Source organism: Flavobacterium sp. KACC 22761 (genome assembly GCF_034058155.1).
GTDB lineage: Bacteria > Bacteroidota > Bacteroidia > Flavobacteriales > Flavobacteriaceae > Flavobacterium.
On the sequence record NZ_CP139148.1, the window covers coordinates 2074031 to 2096307 of the forward strand.

General features: G+C 33.8%; 21 protein-coding genes. 9 read left to right on the plus strand and 12 right to left on the minus strand.

What is annotated here, in order from left to right; translation table 11 throughout:
* Positions 1-17 precede the first annotated feature (17 nt).
* A complete protein-coding gene (locus SCB73_RS09070; RefSeq protein ID WP_320569724.1) occupies positions 18-473 on the minus strand; it encodes a GAF domain-containing protein in 456 nt (151 codons plus the stop codon).
* Between the two features lie 71 nt (positions 474-544).
* On the opposite strand from SCB73_RS09070, the gene xrtF reads away from it, so the two are divergent.
* The 6 genes from xrtF to SCB73_RS09100 all read left to right on the plus strand — a co-directional run bounded on the left by xrtF (position 545) and on the right by SCB73_RS09100 (position 5278).
* On the plus strand, positions 545-1081 hold the full coding sequence (xrtF, locus tag SCB73_RS09075; protein WP_320569725.1) for an exosortase family protein XrtF: 537 nt from the start codon (positions 545-547) through the stop codon (positions 1079-1081).
* Positions 1071-1517, plus strand: coding sequence for an exosortase F system-associated membrane protein (locus SCB73_RS09080; RefSeq protein ID WP_320569726.1), 447 nt, complete (start codon positions 1071-1073; stop codon positions 1515-1517). The genes xrtF and SCB73_RS09080 overlap by 11 nt, the downstream gene beginning before the upstream one ends.
* 46 nt (positions 1518-1563) lie before the next feature.
* Positions 1564-1962: an HYC_CC_PP family protein gene (locus tag SCB73_RS09085; protein ID WP_320569727.1), complete on the plus strand. Its 399-nt coding sequence runs from the start codon at positions 1564-1566 to the stop codon at positions 1960-1962.
* A 106-nt stretch (positions 1963-2068) separates the two neighbouring features.
* Positions 2069-4075, plus strand: a complete 2007-nt coding sequence (locus tag SCB73_RS09090; RefSeq protein WP_320569728.1) for a TonB-dependent receptor plug domain-containing protein — start codon at positions 2069-2071, stop codon at positions 4073-4075.
* Between the two features lie 36 nt (positions 4076-4111).
* Entirely contained in the window at positions 4112-4453 is a 342-nt protein-coding gene (locus tag SCB73_RS09095) for a heavy-metal-associated domain-containing protein (protein ID WP_132990688.1), read from the plus strand.
* Positions 4454-4591: 138 nt separating this feature from the next.
* On the plus strand, positions 4592-5278 hold the full coding sequence (locus SCB73_RS09100; protein WP_320569729.1) for a DedA family protein: 687 nt from the start codon (positions 4592-4594) through the stop codon (positions 5276-5278).
* A 150-nt stretch (positions 5279-5428) separates the two neighbouring features.
* On the opposite strand, the gene rodA is transcribed toward SCB73_RS09100, so the two are convergent.
* The 6 genes from rodA to purH form a co-directional block, all read right to left on the minus strand.
* A complete protein-coding gene (rodA, locus tag SCB73_RS09105) occupies positions 5429-6664 on the minus strand; it encodes a rod shape-determining protein RodA (RefSeq protein WP_320569730.1) in 1236 nt (411 codons plus the stop codon).
* A gap of 14 nt (positions 6665-6678) precedes the next feature.
* On the minus strand, positions 6679-8640 hold the full coding sequence (mrdA, locus tag SCB73_RS09110) for a penicillin-binding protein 2 (protein ID WP_320569731.1): 1962 nt from the start codon (positions 8638-8640) through the stop codon (positions 6679-6681).
* Entirely contained in the window at positions 8637-9143 is a 507-nt protein-coding gene (locus tag SCB73_RS09115; RefSeq protein WP_320569732.1) for a rod shape-determining protein MreD, read from the minus strand. Before SCB73_RS09115 ends, mrdA begins: the two co-directional genes overlap by 4 nt.
* A complete protein-coding gene (mreC, locus tag SCB73_RS09120; RefSeq protein WP_320569733.1) occupies positions 9136-9960 on the minus strand; it encodes a rod shape-determining protein MreC in 825 nt (274 codons plus the stop codon). The genes SCB73_RS09115 and mreC overlap by 8 nt, the downstream gene beginning before the upstream one ends.
* A gap of 112 nt (positions 9961-10072) precedes the next feature.
* Positions 10073-11101, minus strand: a complete 1029-nt coding sequence (locus tag SCB73_RS09125) for a rod shape-determining protein (protein WP_008466528.1) — start codon at positions 11099-11101, stop codon at positions 10073-10075.
* A gap of 56 nt (positions 11102-11157) precedes the next feature.
* Positions 11158-12684 (minus strand): bifunctional phosphoribosylaminoimidazolecarboxamide formyltransferase/IMP cyclohydrolase, encoded by a 1527-nt coding sequence (gene purH, locus SCB73_RS09130; protein WP_320569734.1) that lies wholly within the window; start codon positions 12682-12684, stop codon positions 11158-11160.
* Between the two features lie 165 nt (positions 12685-12849).
* Here purH and SCB73_RS09135 point away from each other — a divergent pair, with 165 nt between their 5' ends.
* Together SCB73_RS09135 and SCB73_RS09140 are read left to right on the plus strand one after the other, a co-directional pair.
* Positions 12850-14097 (plus strand): ABC transporter permease, encoded by a 1248-nt coding sequence (locus SCB73_RS09135; RefSeq protein ID WP_320569735.1) that lies wholly within the window; start codon positions 12850-12852, stop codon positions 14095-14097.
* Between the two features lie 92 nt (positions 14098-14189).
* Positions 14190-15077, plus strand: coding sequence for a cupin-like domain-containing protein (locus SCB73_RS09140; RefSeq protein WP_320569736.1), 888 nt, complete (start codon positions 14190-14192; stop codon positions 15075-15077).
* A 133-nt stretch (positions 15078-15210) separates the two neighbouring features.
* Here SCB73_RS09140 and accD read toward each other — a convergent pair whose 3' ends face one another.
* The 3 genes from accD to tamL form a co-directional block, all read right to left on the minus strand.
* A complete protein-coding gene (gene accD, locus SCB73_RS09145; RefSeq protein ID WP_026728501.1) occupies positions 15211-16065 on the minus strand; it encodes an acetyl-CoA carboxylase, carboxyltransferase subunit beta in 855 nt (284 codons plus the stop codon).
* A 109-nt stretch (positions 16066-16174) separates the two neighbouring features.
* Positions 16175-17242, minus strand: a complete 1068-nt coding sequence (gene fbaA / locus SCB73_RS09150; protein ID WP_035645669.1) for a class II fructose-bisphosphate aldolase — start codon at positions 17240-17242, stop codon at positions 16175-16177.
* Between the two features lie 60 nt (positions 17243-17302).
* Positions 17303-19876 (minus strand): translocation and assembly module lipoprotein TamL, encoded by a 2574-nt coding sequence (gene tamL / locus SCB73_RS09155; RefSeq protein WP_320569737.1) that lies wholly within the window; start codon positions 19874-19876, stop codon positions 17303-17305.
* Between the two features lie 37 nt (positions 19877-19913).
* On the opposite strand from tamL, the gene SCB73_RS09160 reads away from it, so the two are divergent.
* Positions 19914-20642, plus strand: a complete 729-nt coding sequence (locus SCB73_RS09160) for a TrmH family RNA methyltransferase (RefSeq protein WP_320569738.1) — start codon at positions 19914-19916, stop codon at positions 20640-20642.
* A 9-nt stretch (positions 20643-20651) separates the two neighbouring features.
* On the opposite strand, the gene porT is transcribed toward SCB73_RS09160, so the two are convergent.
* The gene (gene porT, locus SCB73_RS09165; RefSeq protein WP_320569739.1) at positions 20652-21359 is read right to left on the minus strand and encodes a type IX secretion/gliding motility protein PorT/SprT; all 708 of its coding nucleotides are present in this window, start codon (positions 21357-21359) and stop codon (positions 20652-20654) included.
* A gap of 1 nt (position 21360) precedes the next feature.
* Positions 21361-22092 (minus strand): bifunctional demethylmenaquinone methyltransferase/2-methoxy-6-polyprenyl-1,4-benzoquinol methylase UbiE, encoded by a 732-nt coding sequence (gene ubiE / locus SCB73_RS09170; protein ID WP_320569740.1) that lies wholly within the window; start codon positions 22090-22092, stop codon positions 21361-21363.
* Between the last annotated feature and the right edge of the window lie 185 nt (positions 22093-22277).

Here is a 22277-nt window from a genome sequence, read left to right on the forward strand (position 1 = left end):
ATAGTTAGAATTTGATTTTAGAATAATTTCGCAACTTCCTCGTTCACAAACTCTAAAAATCTTTCGTCAGCTTCTGTAAAAGGATCAATAACGTGGCTGTCAATATCGATTTGGCCAATATTTACGCCATTTACAAATAAAGGAACAACGATTTCTGATTTTACAGTCAAGCTGCAGGCAATATAATTGTCTTGTGCTTTAACATCTGGCACTACAAAATTGGCGTTGCTTTCTGCAACTTGTCCGCAGATTCCTTTTCCAAACGGAATAATAGTATGGTCTGTTTCAGCACCTACGTATGGGCCCAAATGAAGTGTTTTGTTTTCGTGGTTCGCAAAATAAAAACCAACCCAATTGTAGTATTCTACATTTTCATTTAGTAATTGACAGATTGCCAATAATTTTTCGTCTCTAACAATATTGTTATCAGCTACAATAGCGCTTATTTTTGGTTGTAAGTCTTGAAAAGTCATGATAAATAAATTTTATACAAAAGTATTTAAAGCCTGACTTAAAAAATACATAAATTTGAAAAAAAATTCCGTTGAAAAAATATTTAGTACAGTTTAAACCTTTCCTGATTTTTATAGGCACTTTTTTCTCTGCTTATATTTTGTTGACAATAGTTTATAAAATCTATTTAAACAGTTACGGACCAATTGATCTTGACGGAATTTCAAGGATTGTTGGAAAAAATGTCGAGCAATTAATGTTGTTTTTTAATTGCGATATTAATATTATAAAAAGCATTTCTCAGCCCTGTTTAGAAGTTTGGTACAATAATAAATTTACAATTCGAATTGTCGAAGGCTGTAATGCCGTGAGCGTGATTATTTTGTTTATTTCGTTTATAATTGCTTTTTCAGGAAAACTTAAAACGACTTTGTTGTATATTCTATTCGGAACACTTTTTATTTATGTTTTGAACATTTTCCGAATTATGTTTTTAACAATATTGCTTTTTAGATACCCAGAAAAGGAGCATTTTTTGCACGGTGTTTTATTTCCGCTACTTATTTACGGACTCGTTTTTCTTTTATGGGTTATTTGGGTCAATAAATTTTCGAAGTATGCTAAGTAGTTTATTGGAACATAAATTTAAGATTGCAATTTCAGTTTTAATTGTGTTATGTTTTGGAATTATTCGCGCATTTGAAAACAGTCTGTTTTATGATCCTTTTTTGGAGTATTTTGAGAAAGATTTTAAAAATTTGCCTTATCCTGAAATAGAATCTTTTAAGTTATTCTATGGGCTTTTTTTTCGATATTTTTTGAACACAATCCTTTCTCTGTCTTTGATTTATGTGCTATTTAGAGATGTTGATATTTTTAAATTCAGTTTCTTTTTATATGTCTTTTTTGGAGTGATTCTTTTTGTGCTGTTTTTTGTGATTTTGAATTGTTTTCCAAATGCGAATTGGCTTCTTTTTTACGTTCGAAGATTTATAATTCAACCCATATTTGTTCTTTTGTTTATTCCAGCAATTTATTATCAGCAACAAAATTTTAAAAAATAACAAATCATTAAATATTTTTTTGAGTCTTTTTGAATAGTTTTGCAGTATGAATCTAAAAAAGTGCACAGGATTATTTTTGGCTTTCCTATTGTTGGTTTCCAACATTGGGTTCGCTTTTGATGTGCATTATTGCGGAGGCGAAATCGCTTCTGTATCTTTAAATACATCAGTAAAAGCTTCTCCAGAAAAAAAATGTTGTGGAGAGAAAGAAAAAAAATCTTCTTGTTGCAAAGACAAAGTAGTTCATATTGAGAAAAAATCTGACAATGCTACTTTTAAAATATTCTTTTTCCAGCTTGATTTTCCGGCTGTAATCCACGAATATAAAACCATTGCTTTTTTATCTATTCCAAATTTTAAAAGCAATCAAATAACTTCGTATTATTCTGATGCGAATGCACCTCCTTTCTACAAGTTATACAATCAATACATTTTTTATTCCTGATTTTAATGTTTAAAATCAAGCCGTTTTTTCGTGCTTGAAAGTTGCTGTTTGTCTTTATTTAAAGAACCAAAAAAACAGCTTTTCTAATAACATTAAAATTATTTATATGCACAAAAATATTATGCTTTTTAGTATGATTTTGCTGTCTGTAACTGCTTTTTCACAGGAAGATTTGCAGGAAGTAAAAGTCACTAAAAAGCAAAAAGGAATTAAGAAATCCTATACACTTACATCCAATACATCTGTTATTACGAGTAAAGAACTGCTAAAAGCGGCATGTTGTAATTTGGCCGAAAGTTTTGAAACGAATCCTTCAATAGATGTCAATTTTTCGGATGCTTTGACAGGAACCAAACAAATAAAAATGTTGGGTCTTACAAGTCCGTATTTGATGATTACCGAAGAAAATATTCCATCGGTTCGTGGCGCTTCGCAAGCTTACGGATTATCATTTACGCCGGGAACTTGGATTGAAAGTGTTCAAATCACAAAAGGAGCGGGGAGCGTTATTAATGGCTACGAAAGTATTTCGGGACAAATCAATACTGAACTTTTAAAGCCTTTAAGCGATATTCCATTTTTCTTAAATGCTTATGGTTCAACAGATGCGCGTTTTGAGCTAAATACTCATTTCAATAAAAAATTATCTGACAAATGGGCGACAAGTCTTTTTGTGCACGGAAATACGCGTGTGGCCAAAAATGACATGAATAATGATGGTTTTCTGGACAATCCGCTGGGGAAACAAATCAATATTTTGAATCGATATCAATATTATGATCCCGAAAGTGGTTTGGTGAGTTTTATCAATTTCAGATACATGAATGATAAAAAGCAAACAGGAGAAGTTGATTTTGACAAAGATATCGACCGTGGCACTACAAATCATTGGGGTTCAGAAATCAATACAGAGCGTTTTGATGTTTCAACTAAAATAGGATATGTTTTTAAAGATATGCCTTATCAAAGTATTGGTTTTCAAAATGCCTTCAACAGTCATAACCAAAATTCTTATTTTGGACTGAATTTGTACGACATCAAGCAGAATAGCTTTTATTCGAATTTAATTTTCAATTCGATTATCAATAACACGATGCATAAATTCACAACCGGGTTGAATTTTACCTACGATCAATATCAGGAATTTGTGAATGTTGTCGATTACAGCCGAATCGATAATTCGGTTGGGGCATTCTTTGAATATACCTATGATAATACAGATAATTTCAGTTTGATTTTAGGCGGAAGAGTCGATAATCATAATCGATTGGGATTTTTTGTAACACCTCGTTTGCACATGAGATATAATCCCTGGAAAAATGGGGTTCTTCGTTTCTCTGCAGGAAGAGGAAAGCGTTCGGCTAATATTTTTGCCGAGAACCAACAGCTTTTTGCTAGTTCTAGAACGCTTTCAATTTTGGATACAAACGGAAAAATATATGGATTGAATCCTGAGATTGCGTGGAATTATGGAATCAGCTTTTCGCAAAAGTTCAAACTTTTTAATAAGAATGCTGAAGCTGGATTTGATTTCTACCGAACTGATTTTCAAAACCAAGCCGTTGTTGATTTAATGCAAAGTCCGCAACAAGTTTTATTTTATGATCTAAAAGGAAGTTCTTTTGCAAATAGTCTCCAAGTCGAATTTAATTATGAGTTGATCCATAATCTGAATTTGAGAACCGCTTATAAATATTACGATATCCAGACTGATTATTTACGAGGAACATTCCAGCGTCCGTTGCAGGCAAAGCATCGTTTTCTTGGAAATTTAGAATACGAAACGCCATCTAATAATGGGAAACAATGGAAGTTTGATTATACTTTCAACTGGACTGGAAGTCAGCAATTGCCTTATACAGCGTCAAATCCTGCTGAAGATCAGTTCGCTGATTTTTCTCCTGCTTATGCAGTTATGAATGCTCAGGTAACGAGAGTTTTTTCAGACGTTTTTGAAGTATATGTTGGCGGAGAAAACATTGGAAACTATAAACAGAAAAAAGCAATTTTAGGAGCTGATGATCCCTTTGGGCCAAATTTTGATGCTTCTATAGCTTATGCTCCAATTTTTGGGCAAATGTATTATGCCGGATTACGATTTAAAATAAAATAATAGAAATAACAACATCAAATTTTAATATTAGACAAAATGAAAAAAATAATTTTAATAGCAATAATTGGGTTTTTAGGATTTTCAGCGCAAGCGCAAACTAAAAAGAATAAAAATCTAAAATACACTGTAGAAGTAAACGGAAATTGCGAACAATGTAAGAAACGTATTGAAAAAGCGGCTTTTAGCGTTCCAGGCGTAAAAACGGCAAATTGGGATATTGCTTCGCACCAACTTTCGGTAATTTTAAATGAAGAGAAATCATCTCCGGCAGATTTGAATAACGCAATTGCCAAGGTAGGACACGATACTAAAGAAGTGAAAGCCACTCAAACAGATTATGATAATTTGCACAGCTGTTGCAAATATGTAAGAGAATAGCAATATCAAGAGCCTCATGATTATTTCTTGAGGCTTTTTTTATAGTTAATTTATCTTTAAAATACCGCATTTTATTGTGGTTGAAGTAAATTATTGTTACTTTCACAAACTTAAATTAAGTATAACCAAACCATTTTTATGAATAATTTTGATTGGACACAATTAGTCAACCCTGAATTTTATATTACTTTAAGTATCGGTGGTTTTCAAATTGGTTTATACATCGTGTTGTTTATTGTTTTTGCCGAAACTGGACTTTTTGCTGGTTTCTTCCTTCCTGGTGACAGCCTGCTTTTTTTATCAGGTATTTACAGCCGTGACTTAATCGAAAATGTGGTTTCTATCCCAAGTGATTTTATCAATGTTTTTATCCTTTCAACATTAGTGGCTTTGATGGGGGTTTTTGGAAATATGACCGGATATTGGTTTGGTGCAAAAAGCGGTTATTATTTGTTTAAAAAAGAAGATACTTTTTGGTTCAAGAAAAAATACCTTCTTCAATCAAAAGATTTCTTCGAAAAATACGGTGGAAAAGCAATTATTTATGCTCGTTTTCTTCCAATATTTAGAACTTTCGCGCCAATCATTGCAGGAATCGTTTCTATGGATAAAAAGAAATTTATGTTCTATAATGTTTTGAGCTCCTTTTTATGGTCTTTTGTATTGATCTTTTCAGGACATTATTTATACGGGGTGTTTTTAGAGCACGGAATCGATTTGAAAGAGCATATTGAAGTGATCGTAATAGGAATAATAATAGTCTCAACTTTCCCAGTTTTCTTAAAGCTTATCAAAAAAAGAACAAGCCATCAGGAAAAAATATAATCATAAAAAATCCGAAGTTTATAAGCTTCGGATTTTTTTATTGGAGTTCATTCATTAAAGTTAATGAATGAAATTATTTTGAATAAATAATTAAGATAAAATTCGATAGTGTTTTGGAATTTGGTACTTAAGATTTGGAATTTAAATCTATTACCATTCATTCACTTTGTTGGCATCCATTTTTAAGAAAATAAATAGCAAAATGGTGAATCCCCAGAGTCCGGAACCTCCATAAGAAAAGAATGGCAACGGAACCCCAATAGTCGGGAAAATACCAATAACCATTGCAATATTTACAAAGAAATGTATGAACAAAATTCCGGCCACGCAATAGCCATAAACACGGCTAAATTTAGTTTTTTGTCTTTCTGCCAAATAAATTATTCTTAAGAATAAACCAACAAAAAGAGCAATTACGACTAGTGAGCCAACAAATCCCCATTCTTCACCAACCGTGGTAAAAATATAATCGGTATGTTGTTCTGGTACAAATCCTCCTTTTGTTTGTGTTCCTTGTAAAAAGCCTTTTCCAAGCCATCCTCCAGATCCAATCGCAATTTCAGATTGGTTAGTGTTATAACCAATACCTTTCATATCGACTGTTTTTCCAAGCAAAATATTAAAACGGTCTCTATGGTGTTGTTTAAAAACATGTTCAAAAACATAATTTACAGAGAAAACAAAAGCAGAAATAATAGCTAATAGAATGCTACTCATTAATAAATTTCTATCAACAACACGACCTTTAAAGTGTATGATTGCAAGAACAACAGCTGCTAGAATAATAACAACATAAGGTTCAAGCACCAATGTTAAGACAAATAATAAAATGGTAATAAAACCAGTCCAAACGTACCATGATGGCAATCCTTCTCTGTATAAAACAATTATGAAAATACTATAAATCAAGGCGCTTCCTGGATCTGGTTGCGGTAAAATAAGCATAACAGGCAAAAATACAATGGCTAAAGCCTGTATTTGTCTATTGACATCTTTGAGGTTGATTTGTGTGTCGCTCAGGTATTTTGCCAGTGCAAGCGATGTGGCGGCTTTTGCAAATTCAGATGGCTGTAAAGTAAAACCTCCAATGGCATACCAGCATCTTTGTCCGGCAATAGTTTTTCCAAAAAGGAATAATCCCGCCAAAGATAAAAGTGAAACCACAAATATAATGCTGGCATATTTTTCATAGAATTTTCCGTCAACAAAAAGAACCACAAAAATCAACGGAATGGTACAGCCAATAAAAATAAGCTGCTTTTGATATGTTCCTTCGGTAGATAATAATGAAGACGAATAAATATTCAGCCACCCTAATATAACTAAGGCGCTGTAGATAAAAATACTTATCCAGTCAATATTATTTTTTACACTTTGATTTTTCATTTGAAATAATCTTGTTAATTTTCTTTAGTGGTGTCTATTGGTATCTTTTTCAATTCAGTTTTAGTTGCTGCCTTTGGAGTGACAATTTTGGCTCTCAAAACAGAGTCTTTTGGAGTCGACTCAATGGCGCTAGCCGCAGTCATTCCTCCAAGTTTAGCATATTCGCTGACCAAACTTTTATTTAATACACGGACTTCTAAATCAGTTCTTGTAATTTTTTTTCTCAAATACTTTTCAATCATCAAACTTGCGATTGGTCCAGCTACGTTTGCACCAAAACCTCCATTTTCAATCATAATTGCAATGGCAATTTTAGGATTGTCCTTAGGAGCAAAAGCCACAAAAATAGAGTGGTCTTTCAGTTTTGTTCGTACCCCGTCAATTTTTGCATAGTTTTCAGCAGTACCGGTTTTTCCGCAAATATCAATACCTTGCACTTTTAGAGCATAAGCGGTTCCCTTGTTATAAACGTCAAACAATCCATTTATTACAGGCGGAAAATACTTTTTGTCAATCGTTGTTTCGTGTCTTGTTGTGAATTTTACGTCAATTTTTTTGCCTTCAATTTTTTTGATAATATGAGGCGTATAATAATAACCTTGATTTGCAACCGTAGCCATCATGTTTGCTAATTGAATTGGAGTCATCAAAACCTCTCCTTGTCCAATCGCATTAGAAACAATTGTTGTGCTTCGCCATCCACCATTTGGATAGATCTTTTTGTAGGTTTTAGAAGTTGGAATATTTCCTTTTCTACCTGTAGGCAAATCGTAACCCATAAATTGACCAAGTCCAAAACTCTTAACGTGATTGCTCCAAACATCAACAGCGTATCCCGGGTTTCGGTATTTGTTGATCGTTAGCATATACGATTGCGCAAAATATGTATTGCAAGAATTATAAATACCATTATTAAGCTGATGCGGACCAAAGCCGTGACATTTCATAAATCGGCCTCTACCATAACTGAAACCATGGTGACACATAAATGTGGTATGTTCATCAATTACTCCTTCTTGAAGGGCAACCAGACCTGTCAATATTTTGAATGGAGATCCAGGAGGGTATTCTGCTAAAAGCCCTCTGTCGTATAATGGTTTTGCAATAGAATCATGATATAACAGCGTGTAGTTTTTAGATCTTTGTCTTCCAACTAAAATTCCAGGATCATAAGAAGGAGCAGTAACAAGCGCTAGAATTTCACCTGTTTTTGGCTCAAGCGCCACGATTCCACCTCTTTTGTTGATCATTAATTCTTCGCCATATTTTTGAAGTTCAGCATCAATTGTTAAATTGATATCTTCTCCGGCAACGGCGATTGTGTCATATTTTCCGTCTTTGTAAGATCCTATTTCACGATTGTATTTGTCCTTCTGAATATATTTTACACCTTTTATACCGCGCAAAACTTCTTCATAGCTTTCTTCTACACCTTGTCTTCCAATTAAGTCACCGCTATTGTAATACGGATTTTTAGCAATCTGGCTTTCATTTACCTGAGTGACACCTCCAAAAATGTTTGCTCCGTAATCTACTTCGTAATCTCGAAGTGATCTTTTTTGGAAATAAAAACCTTCATATTTTCTGATTTTTTCTTGAAAAGCGGCAAATTCATTTTTGTTCAATTGTGCCAAAAAAACAGATGGAAGCCTTGGGCTATAAACTTTAGCCTTGGCAATTCTTTTATCGTATTCTTCTCTAGTAATATTTAATAAGGCGCAGAATTCGGTAATATTCAGATCTTCTTTTATTTCGCGCGGAATAACCATGATATCGTAAGAAGCTTGATTTGCTACTAATAATTTGCCGTATCTGTCGTAAATGTAACCTCTCTCAGGATAGTCGTACTGTTTTTTTATTGCGTTGTTTTCTGATTTTAATTTAAATGAATCGTCTACAATTTGCAAATAAAATACCCTGATCACCAGTAAAGATCCTGCAATGATAATTAAAGCGGGCAGCAGAACTTTTCTCATCGTTTATTGGGCTTAATAAGATAAATTATTATGATTGAAGTTATAATTGTAAAAATTGAACTAAATAAGGTTCGGAGCAAAATATCCCAAATAAATTTGAATTGGAACGCTTCGAGAACAAACAATATAATATGATGCAGCAAAACTGATACCAAAATGAATGAAAAACGCTCCGGTGTTAAAGATTCGTTTAATTTGATGGTTTGATATTCGTAACTCAGTCCAAACGAAAATTTAAAAATATAAGGCCTGTAATAAGCAAGAATTACACAGGCTGTTGCATGAATTCCGCCCGAATTGCAAAACATATCCATTGTTAATCCAAGCAAAAAACTCGAAATAATCAATCCTGACTTATTGCTGTTAACAGGATAGAGAATGATATACAAGATGTACGGAAAAGGACTTATGTAACCTAAAAAATTCATATTGTTGAAAATAACAATCTGAATTGCCAGTAACATAATAAATCGAAAAATATTGACTAACAATGCGCTATTCATCTTTTTCCTTTTTTTCTAAATTAATAAGTTCTTCTCTGTCTTTGCTTTTGATAATATAGACATGTCCTAAGTTTGTCATATCGTTAAACAGTTTAACTTTTATGACATAAAAACTTGTCTGATCTTCTTTGTAAACGGTTTCAACAGTTCCGATGTTGATTCCTTCCGGGAAAATTACAGATTGTCCTCCAGTTACGATTGTGTCGCCTTTTCGAACAGAGGCTAACCTTGGAACGTCTCTCAGCTGTACAAATCCAGTGCTTTTTCCATCCCAAGTTAAAGAGCCAAAATGGTTTGATTTCTTAAGTTTGGCATTGATTTGTGATTTCATATTCAAAATACTGACCACAGTAGAATATCTAGGAGATGTATTATCAATTACTCCAACAATTCCTAAGCTGTTAATTACTCCCATATCTGGTTTTACACCTTCGTTGGATCCAGAATTTAAAGTAAGAAAGTTTTCGTGAGTATTGTATGTGTTATGAATCACTTTTGACACAATAATGTCAGCAGGCTTTACTCCTTTAATAGTATCGGGTAAAGGCAATTTTGTGGTGTCTTCTTTATTGAATAAAAGACTTTTTAATCTTGCGTTCTCAAGTACAAGTTCGTCATTTTCAGCTCTTAAATTCAAGTATTCGTTCACATGATTGATTCTTTCATAAACACCTCCGCTCAAGAAATTGGCAGAACTGATTACTTTGCTTCTGTGATAGGAATGAGATTGAATAGTGAGTCCTAACGAAATACCTAAAAGCAGCAAAAACAGCAATCGATTACTGTTTCTTATAATGAAATTAAATATTTGCTGCATTTCTTGTCTGGTTATTTTGTTTCAGGATATGCTTTAGGTTTCCATTTTTATAAAGGTCAAATTATAGAAATTTGACCTTTATAAAAGTAAATTAGTTTGTTATTTTTTGATCTTATTTGATTAAGATGCTTTTAAATTTTGCAATGTTTTTAAGTGCCATTCCAGTACCGCGAACAACTGCTCTTAACGGATCTTCAGCGATATAAACTGGCAAATCTGTTTTTTGAGAAATACGTTTGTCAAGACCTCTCAACATAGATCCACCACCTGCTAAATAGATACCTGTATTGTAGATATCTGCTGCTAACTCAGGAGGAGTTTGAGATAACGTTTCCATTACTGCATCCTCGATACGTTGGATAGATTTATCTAATGCTTTTGCGATTTCGCGGTAAGATACATCTACTTGTTTTGGTTTACCAGTAAGCAAATCTCTACCTTGAACAGACATATCTTCTGGCGGACCATCTAAATCTTCGATAGCCGCTCCAATTTGAATTTTGATTTTCTCAGCAGTACTTTCTCCAACAAATAAGTTGTGCTGTGTACGCATGTAATACACAATATCATTTGTGAAAACGTCACCCGCAATTTTTACAGATTTGTCACAAACAATTCCGCCTAACGCAATAACAGCGATTTCTGTTGTACCACCTCCGATATCTACAATCATGTTACCTTTTGGTTGCATAATGTCGATACCAATACCAATTGCTGCTGCCATTGGCTCGTGAATCAAATAAACTTCTTTTCCGTTTACACGTTCACAAGATTCTTTTACAGCACGCATTTCAACCTCAGTAATTCCAGAAGGAATACAAACAACCATTCTTAAGGCTGGCGTAAACATTCTCTTTTTTAATGCAGGAATACTTTTGATGAACATATTGATCATCTTTTCTGAAGCATCAAAATCGGCAATAACACCATCCTTCAAAGGCCTTATGGTTTTGATGTTTTCATGCGTTTTACCTTGCATCATGTTGGCTTCTTTACCAACAGCGATGATTTTGCCTGAAACTCTGTCGCGTGCTACGATAGAGGGGCTGTCAATAACAACTTTATCATTATGAATGATTAAAGTGTTTGCGGTACCAAGGTCTATTGCAATATCCTCGGTCATGAAATCAAAAAATCCCATAAGTTTTTTAGGGGTTTAAAATGTTATAAATTATTTATCGAACAAAGTTAAACAAATTAATGTTTAAAATGACGAGTTCCTGTAAATACCATTGCAAGATTATTTTCATTGCAATAATTTATGCTTAATTCGTCTTTTATTGAACCTCCTGGCTGAATTACAGCAGTTATTCCCGCTTTTTTGGCTAATTCAACACAATCCGGAAATGGGAAAAATGCGTCACTTGCCATCGAAGCACCAGTCAAATCAAATCCAAAAGCTTTTGCTTTGTCTACAGCCTGCATTAAAGCATCGACTCTAGAAGTTTGACCTGTACCTGAAGAAATCAATGTTCCGTTTTTAGCAAATACAATTGTGTTTGATTTTGTATTCTTGCAGATTTTAGAAGCAAAGATCAAATCTTCGATCTCTTGAGCAGTAGGTTCTGTAATGGTAACGGTTTTTAAATGCTCTTTATTATCCGTAATATTATTTCTGTCTTGAATTAACAAACCATTAAGACAAGTTCTTACTTGACGAGCTGGTAATTCAACTTCATTTTGAACTAAAATGATTCTGTTTTTTTTCTCTTGTAAAACTGTAACTGCCTCATCATCATACGCTGGAGCAATTACCACTTCGCAAAATAGTTTGTTGATTTCCTGTGCAGTTTCTAAATCAATTTTAGTATTAGAAATTAACACTCCACCAAAAGCTGATGTTGGATCACAAGCCAAAGCAGCCAAATAAGCTTCGCTGATTGTTTTTCTTGAAGCCAATCCGCAAGCATTGTTGTGTTTTAAAATTGCGAATGTTGGTCCGTCGGTTTTAAACTCAGCAATTAAATTTACTGCGGCATCAACATCTAATAAGTTGTTGTATGACAATTCTTTTCCATGAAGTTTTTTGAACATCGCGTCAAAATCTCCAAAGAAGAATCCTTTTTGGTGAGGGTTTTCACCGTATCTTAAAACTTGACCGTTTGCAATGCTTTCTTTGTAAATAGTCTCGTCTGTGTTGAAATAATTAAAAATCGCTCCATCATAGTGAGATGAAACGTGGAACGCTTTAGTAGCAAACAATCTTCTGTTTTCAAGAGTTGTGCTTCCGTTTTGTTCTGTAATCAAATCTAAAAGCAAACTGTACTCGTTAACTGAAGCAACAATTACTGTGTCTTTGAAATTTTTTGCGCCTGCGCGGATTAATGAAATGCCGCCAATGTCGATTTTTTCAATAATATCTTGTTCGCTTGCGCCAGAAGCAACAGTTTTTTCAAAAGGATACAAATCAACAATTACCAAATCAATTTGAGGAATATCAAATTCTTTCATTTGCTGTACATCGCTCTCGTTGTCTTGACGGTTTAAGATTCCGCCAAAAATTTTCGGGTGCAATGTTTTTACTCTTCCTCCAAGAATTTCAGGAAAAGAAGTAATATCTTCAACTGGAACTACAGGAATTCCAAGATTTTTGATGAAATCTTCAGTTCCTCCAGTAGAGTAAAGTGTTACATTTTGTTCGTGTAATTTTCTAACGATTGGCTCTAATCCGTCTTTAGAAAAAACCGAAATTAGTGCTGATTGTATTTTTTTAGTTGTGCTCATTGTGTAGTTATGATTTTCAGACTGCAAAAGTAGTTTTTTTAAATATTATTTTAAAGAAAATTAATGTAACATTATGCTAAAAAAATCTACTGATGAGTAAGTTAAGTTTTATTAGGTTTTTGAATTTAATTTATTGAATTTTACTTTATTGAAAAATACTATTATATGTTTCTTTACCTCCGATTATTAAAAGAAAGTTTCAGCTTTGCCATAAATGCGTTGCGAAATAATAAATTAAGAACTTTATTGTCTCTGCTGGGCGTTACAATTGGTATTTTTTCGATTATTGCTGTTCTCGCTGCCGTCGATTCTTTAGACCGAAAAATTTCTAAGGATTTGAGTAGCTTAGATAAAAATACGATTTATTTAATGAAATATTGCTTTGGGCCATCTGAAATTCCACAATGGAAAAGGGAGCAGTTTCCAAATGTAAAATATGATGAATATATTGGGTTGAAAAATTCGTTGAATAATACTGATCAAGTAGGTTACCAGCTTTTTGTTGCGAAAGAAACTTTAAAATATGATTCCAAAACAGTTGCCGATGTGAATATTATTCCTTCATCATTTGAAATGGTCGATATTGACGGACTGAGTTTTGATAAAGGACGATTTTACAACGAATCTGAATCAAATTCTGGAACTCCAGTTATTGTTCTAGGTTATGATATTGCCGAAGGGCTTTTTGAAGCAAGTGATCCAATTGGAAAAAATATTCGTTTGTACGGGCAACGTTTTACGGTTATTGGTGTAATGGCGAAGCAAGGAGCAGGATTTTTTGGCGATAGTAATGATACATCGGTTTATTTGCCGGCCAATTTCCTTCGCCGAATGTATGGAGATAGTGATTCGATGACACCTGTAATTGTTTTGAAACCCGTAAAAGGAGTTGATATGGAAGCCTATAAAGCTGAAGTTGCTCAAAAACTTCGTGCCATTCGTGGTATGAAAGCGGGTGAAATGGATAATTTCTTCGTAAATGTGCTTTCTGGTTTCACTGATTTTATTGATGGAATATTAGGGACTTTAAGAACGGCCGGAATTTTCATTAGTATTTTCTCTTTCTTGGTTGGAGGTTTTGGAGTAGCCAATATTATGTTTGTTTCTGTAAAAGAGCGAACAAATTTGATTGGTATCCAAAAATCGTTAGGAGCCAAAAATAAATTCATCTTATTTCAGTTTTTATTTGAAGCCGTAATGCTTTGTTTGATTGGAGGTGTAATAGGTTTGTTGATTGTCTGGTTGCTTTCTCTTCTTCTGACCAATTTATTGGAATTTGAATTCGTTTTGAGTTTCTGGAACATCTTTATTGGTGCAGGGCTTTCCATTTTTGTTGGGATAATTTCAGGGATTTTGCCGGCAGTTTCAGCGGCAAATCTAGATCCTGTAGAAGCAATTAGAACCGGAATGTAATATTGTTTTTGTGTTATTTTACTGTAAATTTTGATGGCTGGAAATAATTAGATATTTTTGATAGACCACTGACAACTTAATCCGCAAAACAAATGAGCTTTAACCTTAGATCTGTTGATACTGTTGAGTCAATTTCCAAAGAAGATTTTAAAAAGAATTATTTGGATAAAAGAAAGCCTTTAATCATTAAAGGACTCACAAAAGATTGGCCAGCCCGAGAAAAGTGGTCAACTGAATATTTTAAGCAAATTGCTGGAGATATAGAGGTTAAACTCGTCGATAATTCAAAGGCAGATCCTTCAAAAGTGATTAATGCTTCGATCGCTAGTATGAAATTTGGCGAATACTTGGATTTGATAAAAAGAGAGCCAACTCAATTGCGTATCTTTTTCTTCAATTTGTTCAAACACAGGCCCGAATTAATTGACGATGTAAAAATTCCGAAAGAATTAATGGGCGGTTTTATAGAAAGCATGCCAGCCATGTTTTTTGGAGGCTCAAAGGCAATTACTTTTTTGCATTATGACATTGATTTGCCGCATCTTTTCCATACTCATTTTGGAGGAAGAAAACATATTATATTATTTGATAATAAATGGAAAAAAAGATTGTATTGTCTTCCAAATACAACTTATGCTTTAGAAGATTATGATGTAGCCAATCCCGATTTTGAAAAATTTCCCGCTTTAAAAGGTGTTGAAGGATATGAGGTTTTCTTAGAACATGGAGACACTTTATTCATGCCAACAGGAATGTGGCACTGGATGCGTTATATAGACGGTTCTTTTTCGCTAACACTTCGCGCATGGGATCAATCGATGTCTAGAAAAATGGCCAGCGTTTGGAGTTTGTTCATGCACGGCGCAGTCGATAGTGCCATAAAAGTGGTTTTCAGGGAACGCTATGCAATATGGCGCGAAAAATTAGCTTTTAAGATTGCTGAAAAAGAATTAAAGAAGGATTTGAGAAAGGCGGGCTAAGATAAATTCCGTAGGAATGAATGTCGGTAGCAACGGAATTTATTCCGTTGGATGTATGATGTGTCAATATTTAATATAAAAAAAATCCCAAGAAGCAATTTCTTGGGATTTTCTATTTTGACTAGTTTTAAAACTATCGAATATCATTGTTTTGAATCAAATCGATGTATAAGTTGATCTTATCTTTCAATTCTTTTCTAGGCGTGATAAAGTCTAAGAAACCGTGTTCTAATAAGAACTCAGCAGTTTGGAAACCTTCTGGCAAATCTTTTCCTGTAGTGTCACGTACAACACGTGGACCAGCAAAACCAATCAAAGCGCCTGGCTCAGAGATGTTGATGTCTCCTAACATAGCATAAGATGCAGTTGTTCCTCCAGTTGTTGGATCTGTACAAAGAGAGATATAAGGTAATTTAGCTTCAGCTAATTGAGCTAGCTTTACAGAAGTTTTTGCTAATTGCATTAACGAATAAGCAGCTTCCATCATACGAGCTCCACCAGATTTAGAAATCATTACAAAAGGCAATTTGTTTTTAATAGCGTGATCAATACCTCTTGCGATTTTTTCACCTACAACTGCCCCCATAGATCCACCGATAAAAGCGAAATCCATACAGCAAATTACAAGTTCTCTTCCTTTAGATTTTCCTACTCCCGTACGTACAGCGTCTTTAAGATGCGTTTTTTCCATTACATCTTTCAATCTTTCTGCATATTTTTTTGTATCCACAAAATGCAGGGGATCTTTTGATGTCATGTTTTTATCTAACTCAACAAATTCGTTGTTGTCGAATAAAATTTCAAAATAGGTTGCGCTTCCAATTCGAACGTGAAAATCATCTTCAGGGCTAACGAATAAATTTCTCGCTAATTCGTCAGCATCAATAATTTTTCCAGTAGGAGATTTGTACCACAATCCTTTCGGAACGTCCATCTTGTCTTCTGTAGCGGTCGTAATCCCTTTTTCTTGTCTTTTAAACCAAGCCATTTTTTTAATTTTAGAATGTAGATTTTAAAGTTTAGATTTCAATCCTATTTCAAAAATTAGATTTCAGGCTTTTTTAGAAGTCTGAAATCTAAAGTCAGAAATCTAAATTTTAAAGCGTGTTTACGTTATTTAAATCAGCAAAAGCTTGTTCAAGTCTTGCGTTGAATGTTACTTCGCTTTCACGAACCCATCTTCTTGGATCGTAATATTTTTTGTTAGGAGCATCAGCACCTTCTGGGTTACCAATTTGAGATTTTAAATAGTCAAGGTTTTTAACCATATAATCACGAATTCCTTCAGTGTATGCAAATTGTAAATCTGTATCGATGTTCATTTTGATAACTCCGTAGCTAATTCCTTCTCTGATTTCTTCAAGTGTAGAACCTGAACCACCGTGGAAAACGAAATCAACTGGATTATGCCCTGTGTTGAATTTGTTTTGTACGAAATCTTGAGAATTTTTTAAGATTTTTGGAGTTAATTTTACGTTTCCTGGTTTGTAAACACCGTGAACGTTTCCAAAAGCAGCAGCGATAGTAAATTTAGGACTTACTTTAGATAATTCTTCGTAAGCATAAGCTACTTCTTCTGGCTGCGTGTATAATTTTGAGCTATCAACATCAGAGTTGTCAACACCATCTTCCTCACCACCTGTAATACCAAGCTCGATTTCTAATGTCATACCCATTTTGCTCATTCTAGCTAAATATTCTTTACAGATCTCGATGTTTTCTTCGATTGGCTCCTCAGACAAATCGATCATGTGAGAACTGAATAATGGTTTTCCTGTTTCTGCGAAATGTTTTTCAGAAGCATCTAATAAACCATCAATCCAAGGCAATAATTTTTTTGCGCAGTGGTCAGTGTGTAAAATTACAGTTGCACCGTAAGCTTCAGCTAAAGTGTGAATATGTTTTGCTCCAGCGATTCCTCCAGCGATTGCCGCTTTTTCACCTGCGTTAGATAATCCTTTTCCAGCGTTGAATTGAGCTCCTCCGTTAGAAAATTGAATAATAACTGGTGCGTTTAGTTTTGCTGCAGTTTCAAGTACACCGTTGATTGTGCTTGATCCAGTAACGTTTACTGCAGGAAGTGCAAATCCTTTTTCTTTTGCATAGTTAAAAATCTCCTGAACTTGGTCTCCTGTAGCAACTCCTGGTTTGATATTGTGTGCCATTGTAATTTTTTTTATAGTTGTTTTTAGTTTTTAGGTTGCAAAAATAAGAATTAATTAGCATTAGAAAGGATAATTTATTCCAAAATTTAAAACAGAGTGTCCAAAATTGTATTCCTTAAACCATCTGTCTCCCTTCTCGTGCGCCGGATTATAAGTCTTGAAGCCTAAATCTAAACGAACAACAAAAAAGCTTAAATCGTATCGTAAACCAAATCCTGTACCTAAAGCAATTTCAGCTAAATCGTTTACGTTGTTGAATCTTGCCTTTTCATCAATAACATTATCGAGCACATTCCAGATATTTCCGGCATCTGCAAAAATGGCTCCTTTAACATCTCCTAGAATTTTAAAACGATATTCGGCACTCAATGCAATCTTCATATTCGCTTCGTTAAAATCATCCTTCGCATCTGTGCTTCCCGGACCTAATGAGTAAGGTTGCCATGCGCGGTTGTCATTTGAACCTCCTGAATAATAGCTTCGTGAAAACGGAATGTAGTCGGAGTTGCCAAAAGGAATTGCAATTCCAAAGAAACTTCTTACTGCAACTACATTTTCTTTTCCAAAATCCCAGTGTTTGATATAATCAAATTCGGTTTTGATGTATTCAGAATATTCTAGATTAAATATTTCATAATTGCCATTAGTGTTTTTTGGCAGACTCGCAATGTTTGAAATGGCCGACAATAAAGTCCCTGCCGATTCTACTTTTGTTTTAAACTGATAAAAAGTATTGTCTGCTAGATCTTTTTTAGTTGTTTTAGTGAAGGTATAACTTGTGGCTAAAATAAAGTCGTTTTCGGTCAAACGAACTCTTCGTTCTTCAATACTTTCTACATCTCTATATTGAGGATCTCCAGGTTGTAATGCAGTTCTGTTGTTCAATACATCATCAGTGAATCCTGTGGTTCCTTGAGGTATAGTTAGGTTTTTTCTAGCTTGTTCTTCTGGTGTGGTTCCCCAGTTTGCATCGTTTATATTATAATCTTTACCTATGCCGTTTAATTCGTCATATGAAGAGGTATAAACATTAAAATAATTGTTCGGGTTTAAGTTTCGAACATATTGTGCATTCAGCAATTCTAATTTTGCTGTGTTATGGCGTTTTGGAGACCAATTGTAGGCAATTCCTCCTGTAAAGTTTTCTTTGTCCAAACCAATGTTTCTCTGTTTCGAAAAACCGCTTGATATAGATGTAGAAGGAATCATTCTTTTAGGAATAATTTTTTCGGTTCCAAAAGGTAGCAAAATCCTTGGAAAATTTAATTTCATATCAAGTCCATATTCTGAAACATTGAAAAAATTATTGTTTGGATTCGCCATATCTTTTGATGAGCCAATATTCATTCTTGCTGAAATTTCTAGTGTTTCGGCACGGTTAAATACGTTTCGAATCGTTTCAGAAATACTTGCTCCAATACCAAAATCTTGAATATTAGAGTGTGTCACATCAAGCGTTGCTCCAAAACTGTATTTTTTTCTTGGTGTCAAATAAACGTTGGCAATTAAAGACTGTGCGGTCGAGTCTCTTTTGTCGACTTCATATTGTATGGAAGGATAATTGAAAATTTTTAAATTGTTCAAATATCGAGAAGAAAGCGTTGTTCTCGTGTCAGAGAAAATACTTCCTTTTGTAATAAAAACGGCGTCAGTAATAGCTCGCGGTTTGTATTTGATTTTTTTGTAACCATACAAATTAAAGTTGTTGTATGAAATGCTGTCATTGATTTTTGATTTCGCATTAGCAGGCGAATAATCCGTGTAGATATTCACAGAACTGATTTTGTATAATTTAAAAGGTTCTGTTCTGCTTGAATCTTTTTCTTGGATGCTGTTGTTGTTGATGATTAAATTTACGTCAGCTTTATTTTTTTTGCCAATGGTATCAATGTCAAATGTCACGTAAGTTGGTTGAAAATAATAAGCGCCATTGTTTCTGAAATACGTGGTAATACGGTTCTTTTCTTCTTCAAAATCAGTGGTTTTGTATTGGTTTCCAGATTTTAAAAGCGAAGGCTCTCTGCTTGCATGATAAAGAGAATCTAATGCAGGAGTCAAAATGGTAGTTCTGATAGAGTCTAATGTATAGGCCGGCCCCGTTGTGATGTTGTAATTTATTTTAGCTCTTTTGATTCCAACAGTGTCAATAGTATAATCTGTTTGTACCTTGAAAAAACCATTATTTAAATAGTAATATTTTAAACGAAGCAACGATTTTCTTGTTTTGGCCGTATCAATAATTACAGGAGCTTCGCCAGTATTTTTTAAGAAATCATTTAGGCCTTTGTTTACAAAAGATTGGCCAAGACGATCGACTTGTTTGGCCGATAATAATTTTGACCAACGCTCATATCTGCCAGGATGATTGTCGAATTTTGCTTGATAAGTAGAGTCAGGATTTAAGTTGGCCAAATTGTATAAATTCAAACGCAGCTTAAAACCTAACAGTTTTCCGTTTGGTTTTTGGTACATTTGATTCGTGGCAATTTCATCATTTGATGATTTTCCGTTTACAAGAATATTATTTTTTACAAGAAGGTTTTTTCCATCTGGAACTCTTTTTACGGCATTACAAGCACAAATAAGTGTTGCTATTAGAATAAATGCTGTTATTTTTGTGGAATTATTTTTCAAGTGTTTATAAATATTTAATTCAAAAGTACATTATTTTATGGTTAGTAAAAACCAAATAAAACTTATCTCAGGCTTACATCAAAAAAAACAGCGTTTTGCAAATCAATTATTTTTTGCCGAAGGAGTAAAAGTAATTCAAGAATTGTTGCAATCCAACTTTGAATTAGAGCATTTATACACCACGCAAAATGATTTTGAAGCGGTTCAATCTTCAAAACGCACTCTTATTAATGAACAGGAGTTAAAGAAAATAAGTGCTTTATCAACTCCAAATACTTGTTTGGCTGTATTCAAAATCCCTGCCGAAAATAAAATAATCGAATCAGGATTGATTTTGGCTTTAGACGACATTCGTGATCCTGGAAATTTAGGAACGATTATGCGTCTTTGCGACTGGTTTGGCATCAAACAAATCATTTGCTCTAAAGAAACTGTAGATATTTATAACCCAAAAGTGGTTCAGGCTACAATGGGATCTATAACCAGAGTAAATGTAAGTTATGTTGATTTGAAAAGCTTTATCGCTCAAACAAAACTGCCAGTTTTTGGAACTTTTATGGATGGCGAAAACATTTATAAATCAAATTTGCCGGAAAATGGAATCATTATTATGGGTAATGAAGCCAATGGTATTTCGGCAGAAATTGAAAAAATGGTCACCAGCCGACTCACAATTCCACGATTTGGAGAGCTGCAAAAAACCGAAAGTTTAAATGTAGCTACTGCAACAGCAATTATTCTCAGTGAGTTTAAACGAAATAGTTAGCTATTTGTTTTAGTGAAAAGTAAAATTTATTAAAATTGCTCTAGATTTCATAGAATCTATATTTCCTGTCCAAGGGCTGTATGGGTCATTATCTCTAACTAATTCGTCAGTGATGCCAAACATTCCTCTGATTGAAGGTGAAAAAATGAAATATTCTGTAAAGAAATCAATTCCAACACCCATTTCATAAGCCGCCGTCCAAGGTTTTACTCTGAATTTTTGCTGCGAATTATCATCTTGAGATTTTGAATTGCTCGATAAATTCAGCGTTGTCGACATTCCGCCAACTAGGTAAGGGCGGATATTTCCTGTACGCAAAGAAGAGAATTTCAGCAATAAAGGAAAATGGATATAAGTACTGTTCACTTCTCTCAAATAGTCATTTTGAGAAGGGAAATTTGGATAATATAAATCACGTTTTGTATAGTATAAACCTGGTTCAAAACGCAGGTTTATATATTCCTGTAATCTTAAATCGGCAACAACACCAACATTGAATCCGGTAGTTTTTTTTACCTGAATATCTTGGTTCACAACATTTTTATAGTCAAATTTAAAGTCAAAACTATTGAATCCTAAATAGTAACCAAAGTAAAGGCGCTGTTTTTGCCAATTTTCAAGGTTAATGATTGGATCTTTGCTAAACATGCTTTTAGCAAATTGCGAATATCCTTTTGTCGATAAGACTAATAAAATTAAGATTACTGTTTTTTTCATACTATTTTTTAGAAGCAGAATAAATGGTTGCAACTCCAAAGGTTTGAGGCATAGCCACAACATCTATAAACCCAATTTTTCTCAAAATATTGTTTAATGCTTCTCCGTAAGGAAAAACAGCAGCAGATTCTGATAAATAACCATAAGCAGAATTATCTTTAGAAAATAATTTCCCAATTATTGGGAGTATGTTTTTGCTATAAAATTTGTATCCTTGTTTATAAGGCGTTTTATCTGGAACAGAAGTTTCAAGAATTACAAATATACCATTTGGTTTTAGGACTCTTAAAATTTCGGCAAATCCTTTTTCTAAATTTTCAAAGTTTCGAACACCGAAACCAACAGTTATAGCATCAAAATAATTGTCTTCAAAAGGAATGTTTTCAGAATCTCCCAAAACCAAATCAATAGTATTTGAAAGATTTTTTTCGGCTACTTTCTTTTTGCCAACTTCAAGCATTCCCGCCGAAATATCCAAACCGATTATTTTCTCGGCTTTGGTTTGTGCCATTAAAATTGCAAGATCACCTGTTCCGGTAGCAATGTCAAGAATGATTTTTGGCTTTGTGTCAGCAACTAATTTTAATACTTTTTTACGCCATTTCACATCAATCCCAAACGAGATGACACGGTTCAAATTATCATAGTTCCCAGATATGTTGTCAAACATTTGGGCTACTTGTTCTTTCTTTCCTAAAGAAGAGTCTTTATATGGTGTTATTTTTTCAGACATTTTTTTTATTTAGGCAAATATAATACAATCTGACTTAACTGTAATTGGCTTTTTCAATTTGTAAATCAAATGTTTTAAAAGCGACATTTTTGTTATTGCAAACTCGCTGTTTTCGATGGTTTAAACATATCACCAAAAGTGGGTATTTTTAAAAAATCACCAAAAGTGGGTATTGTGTGGCGCTG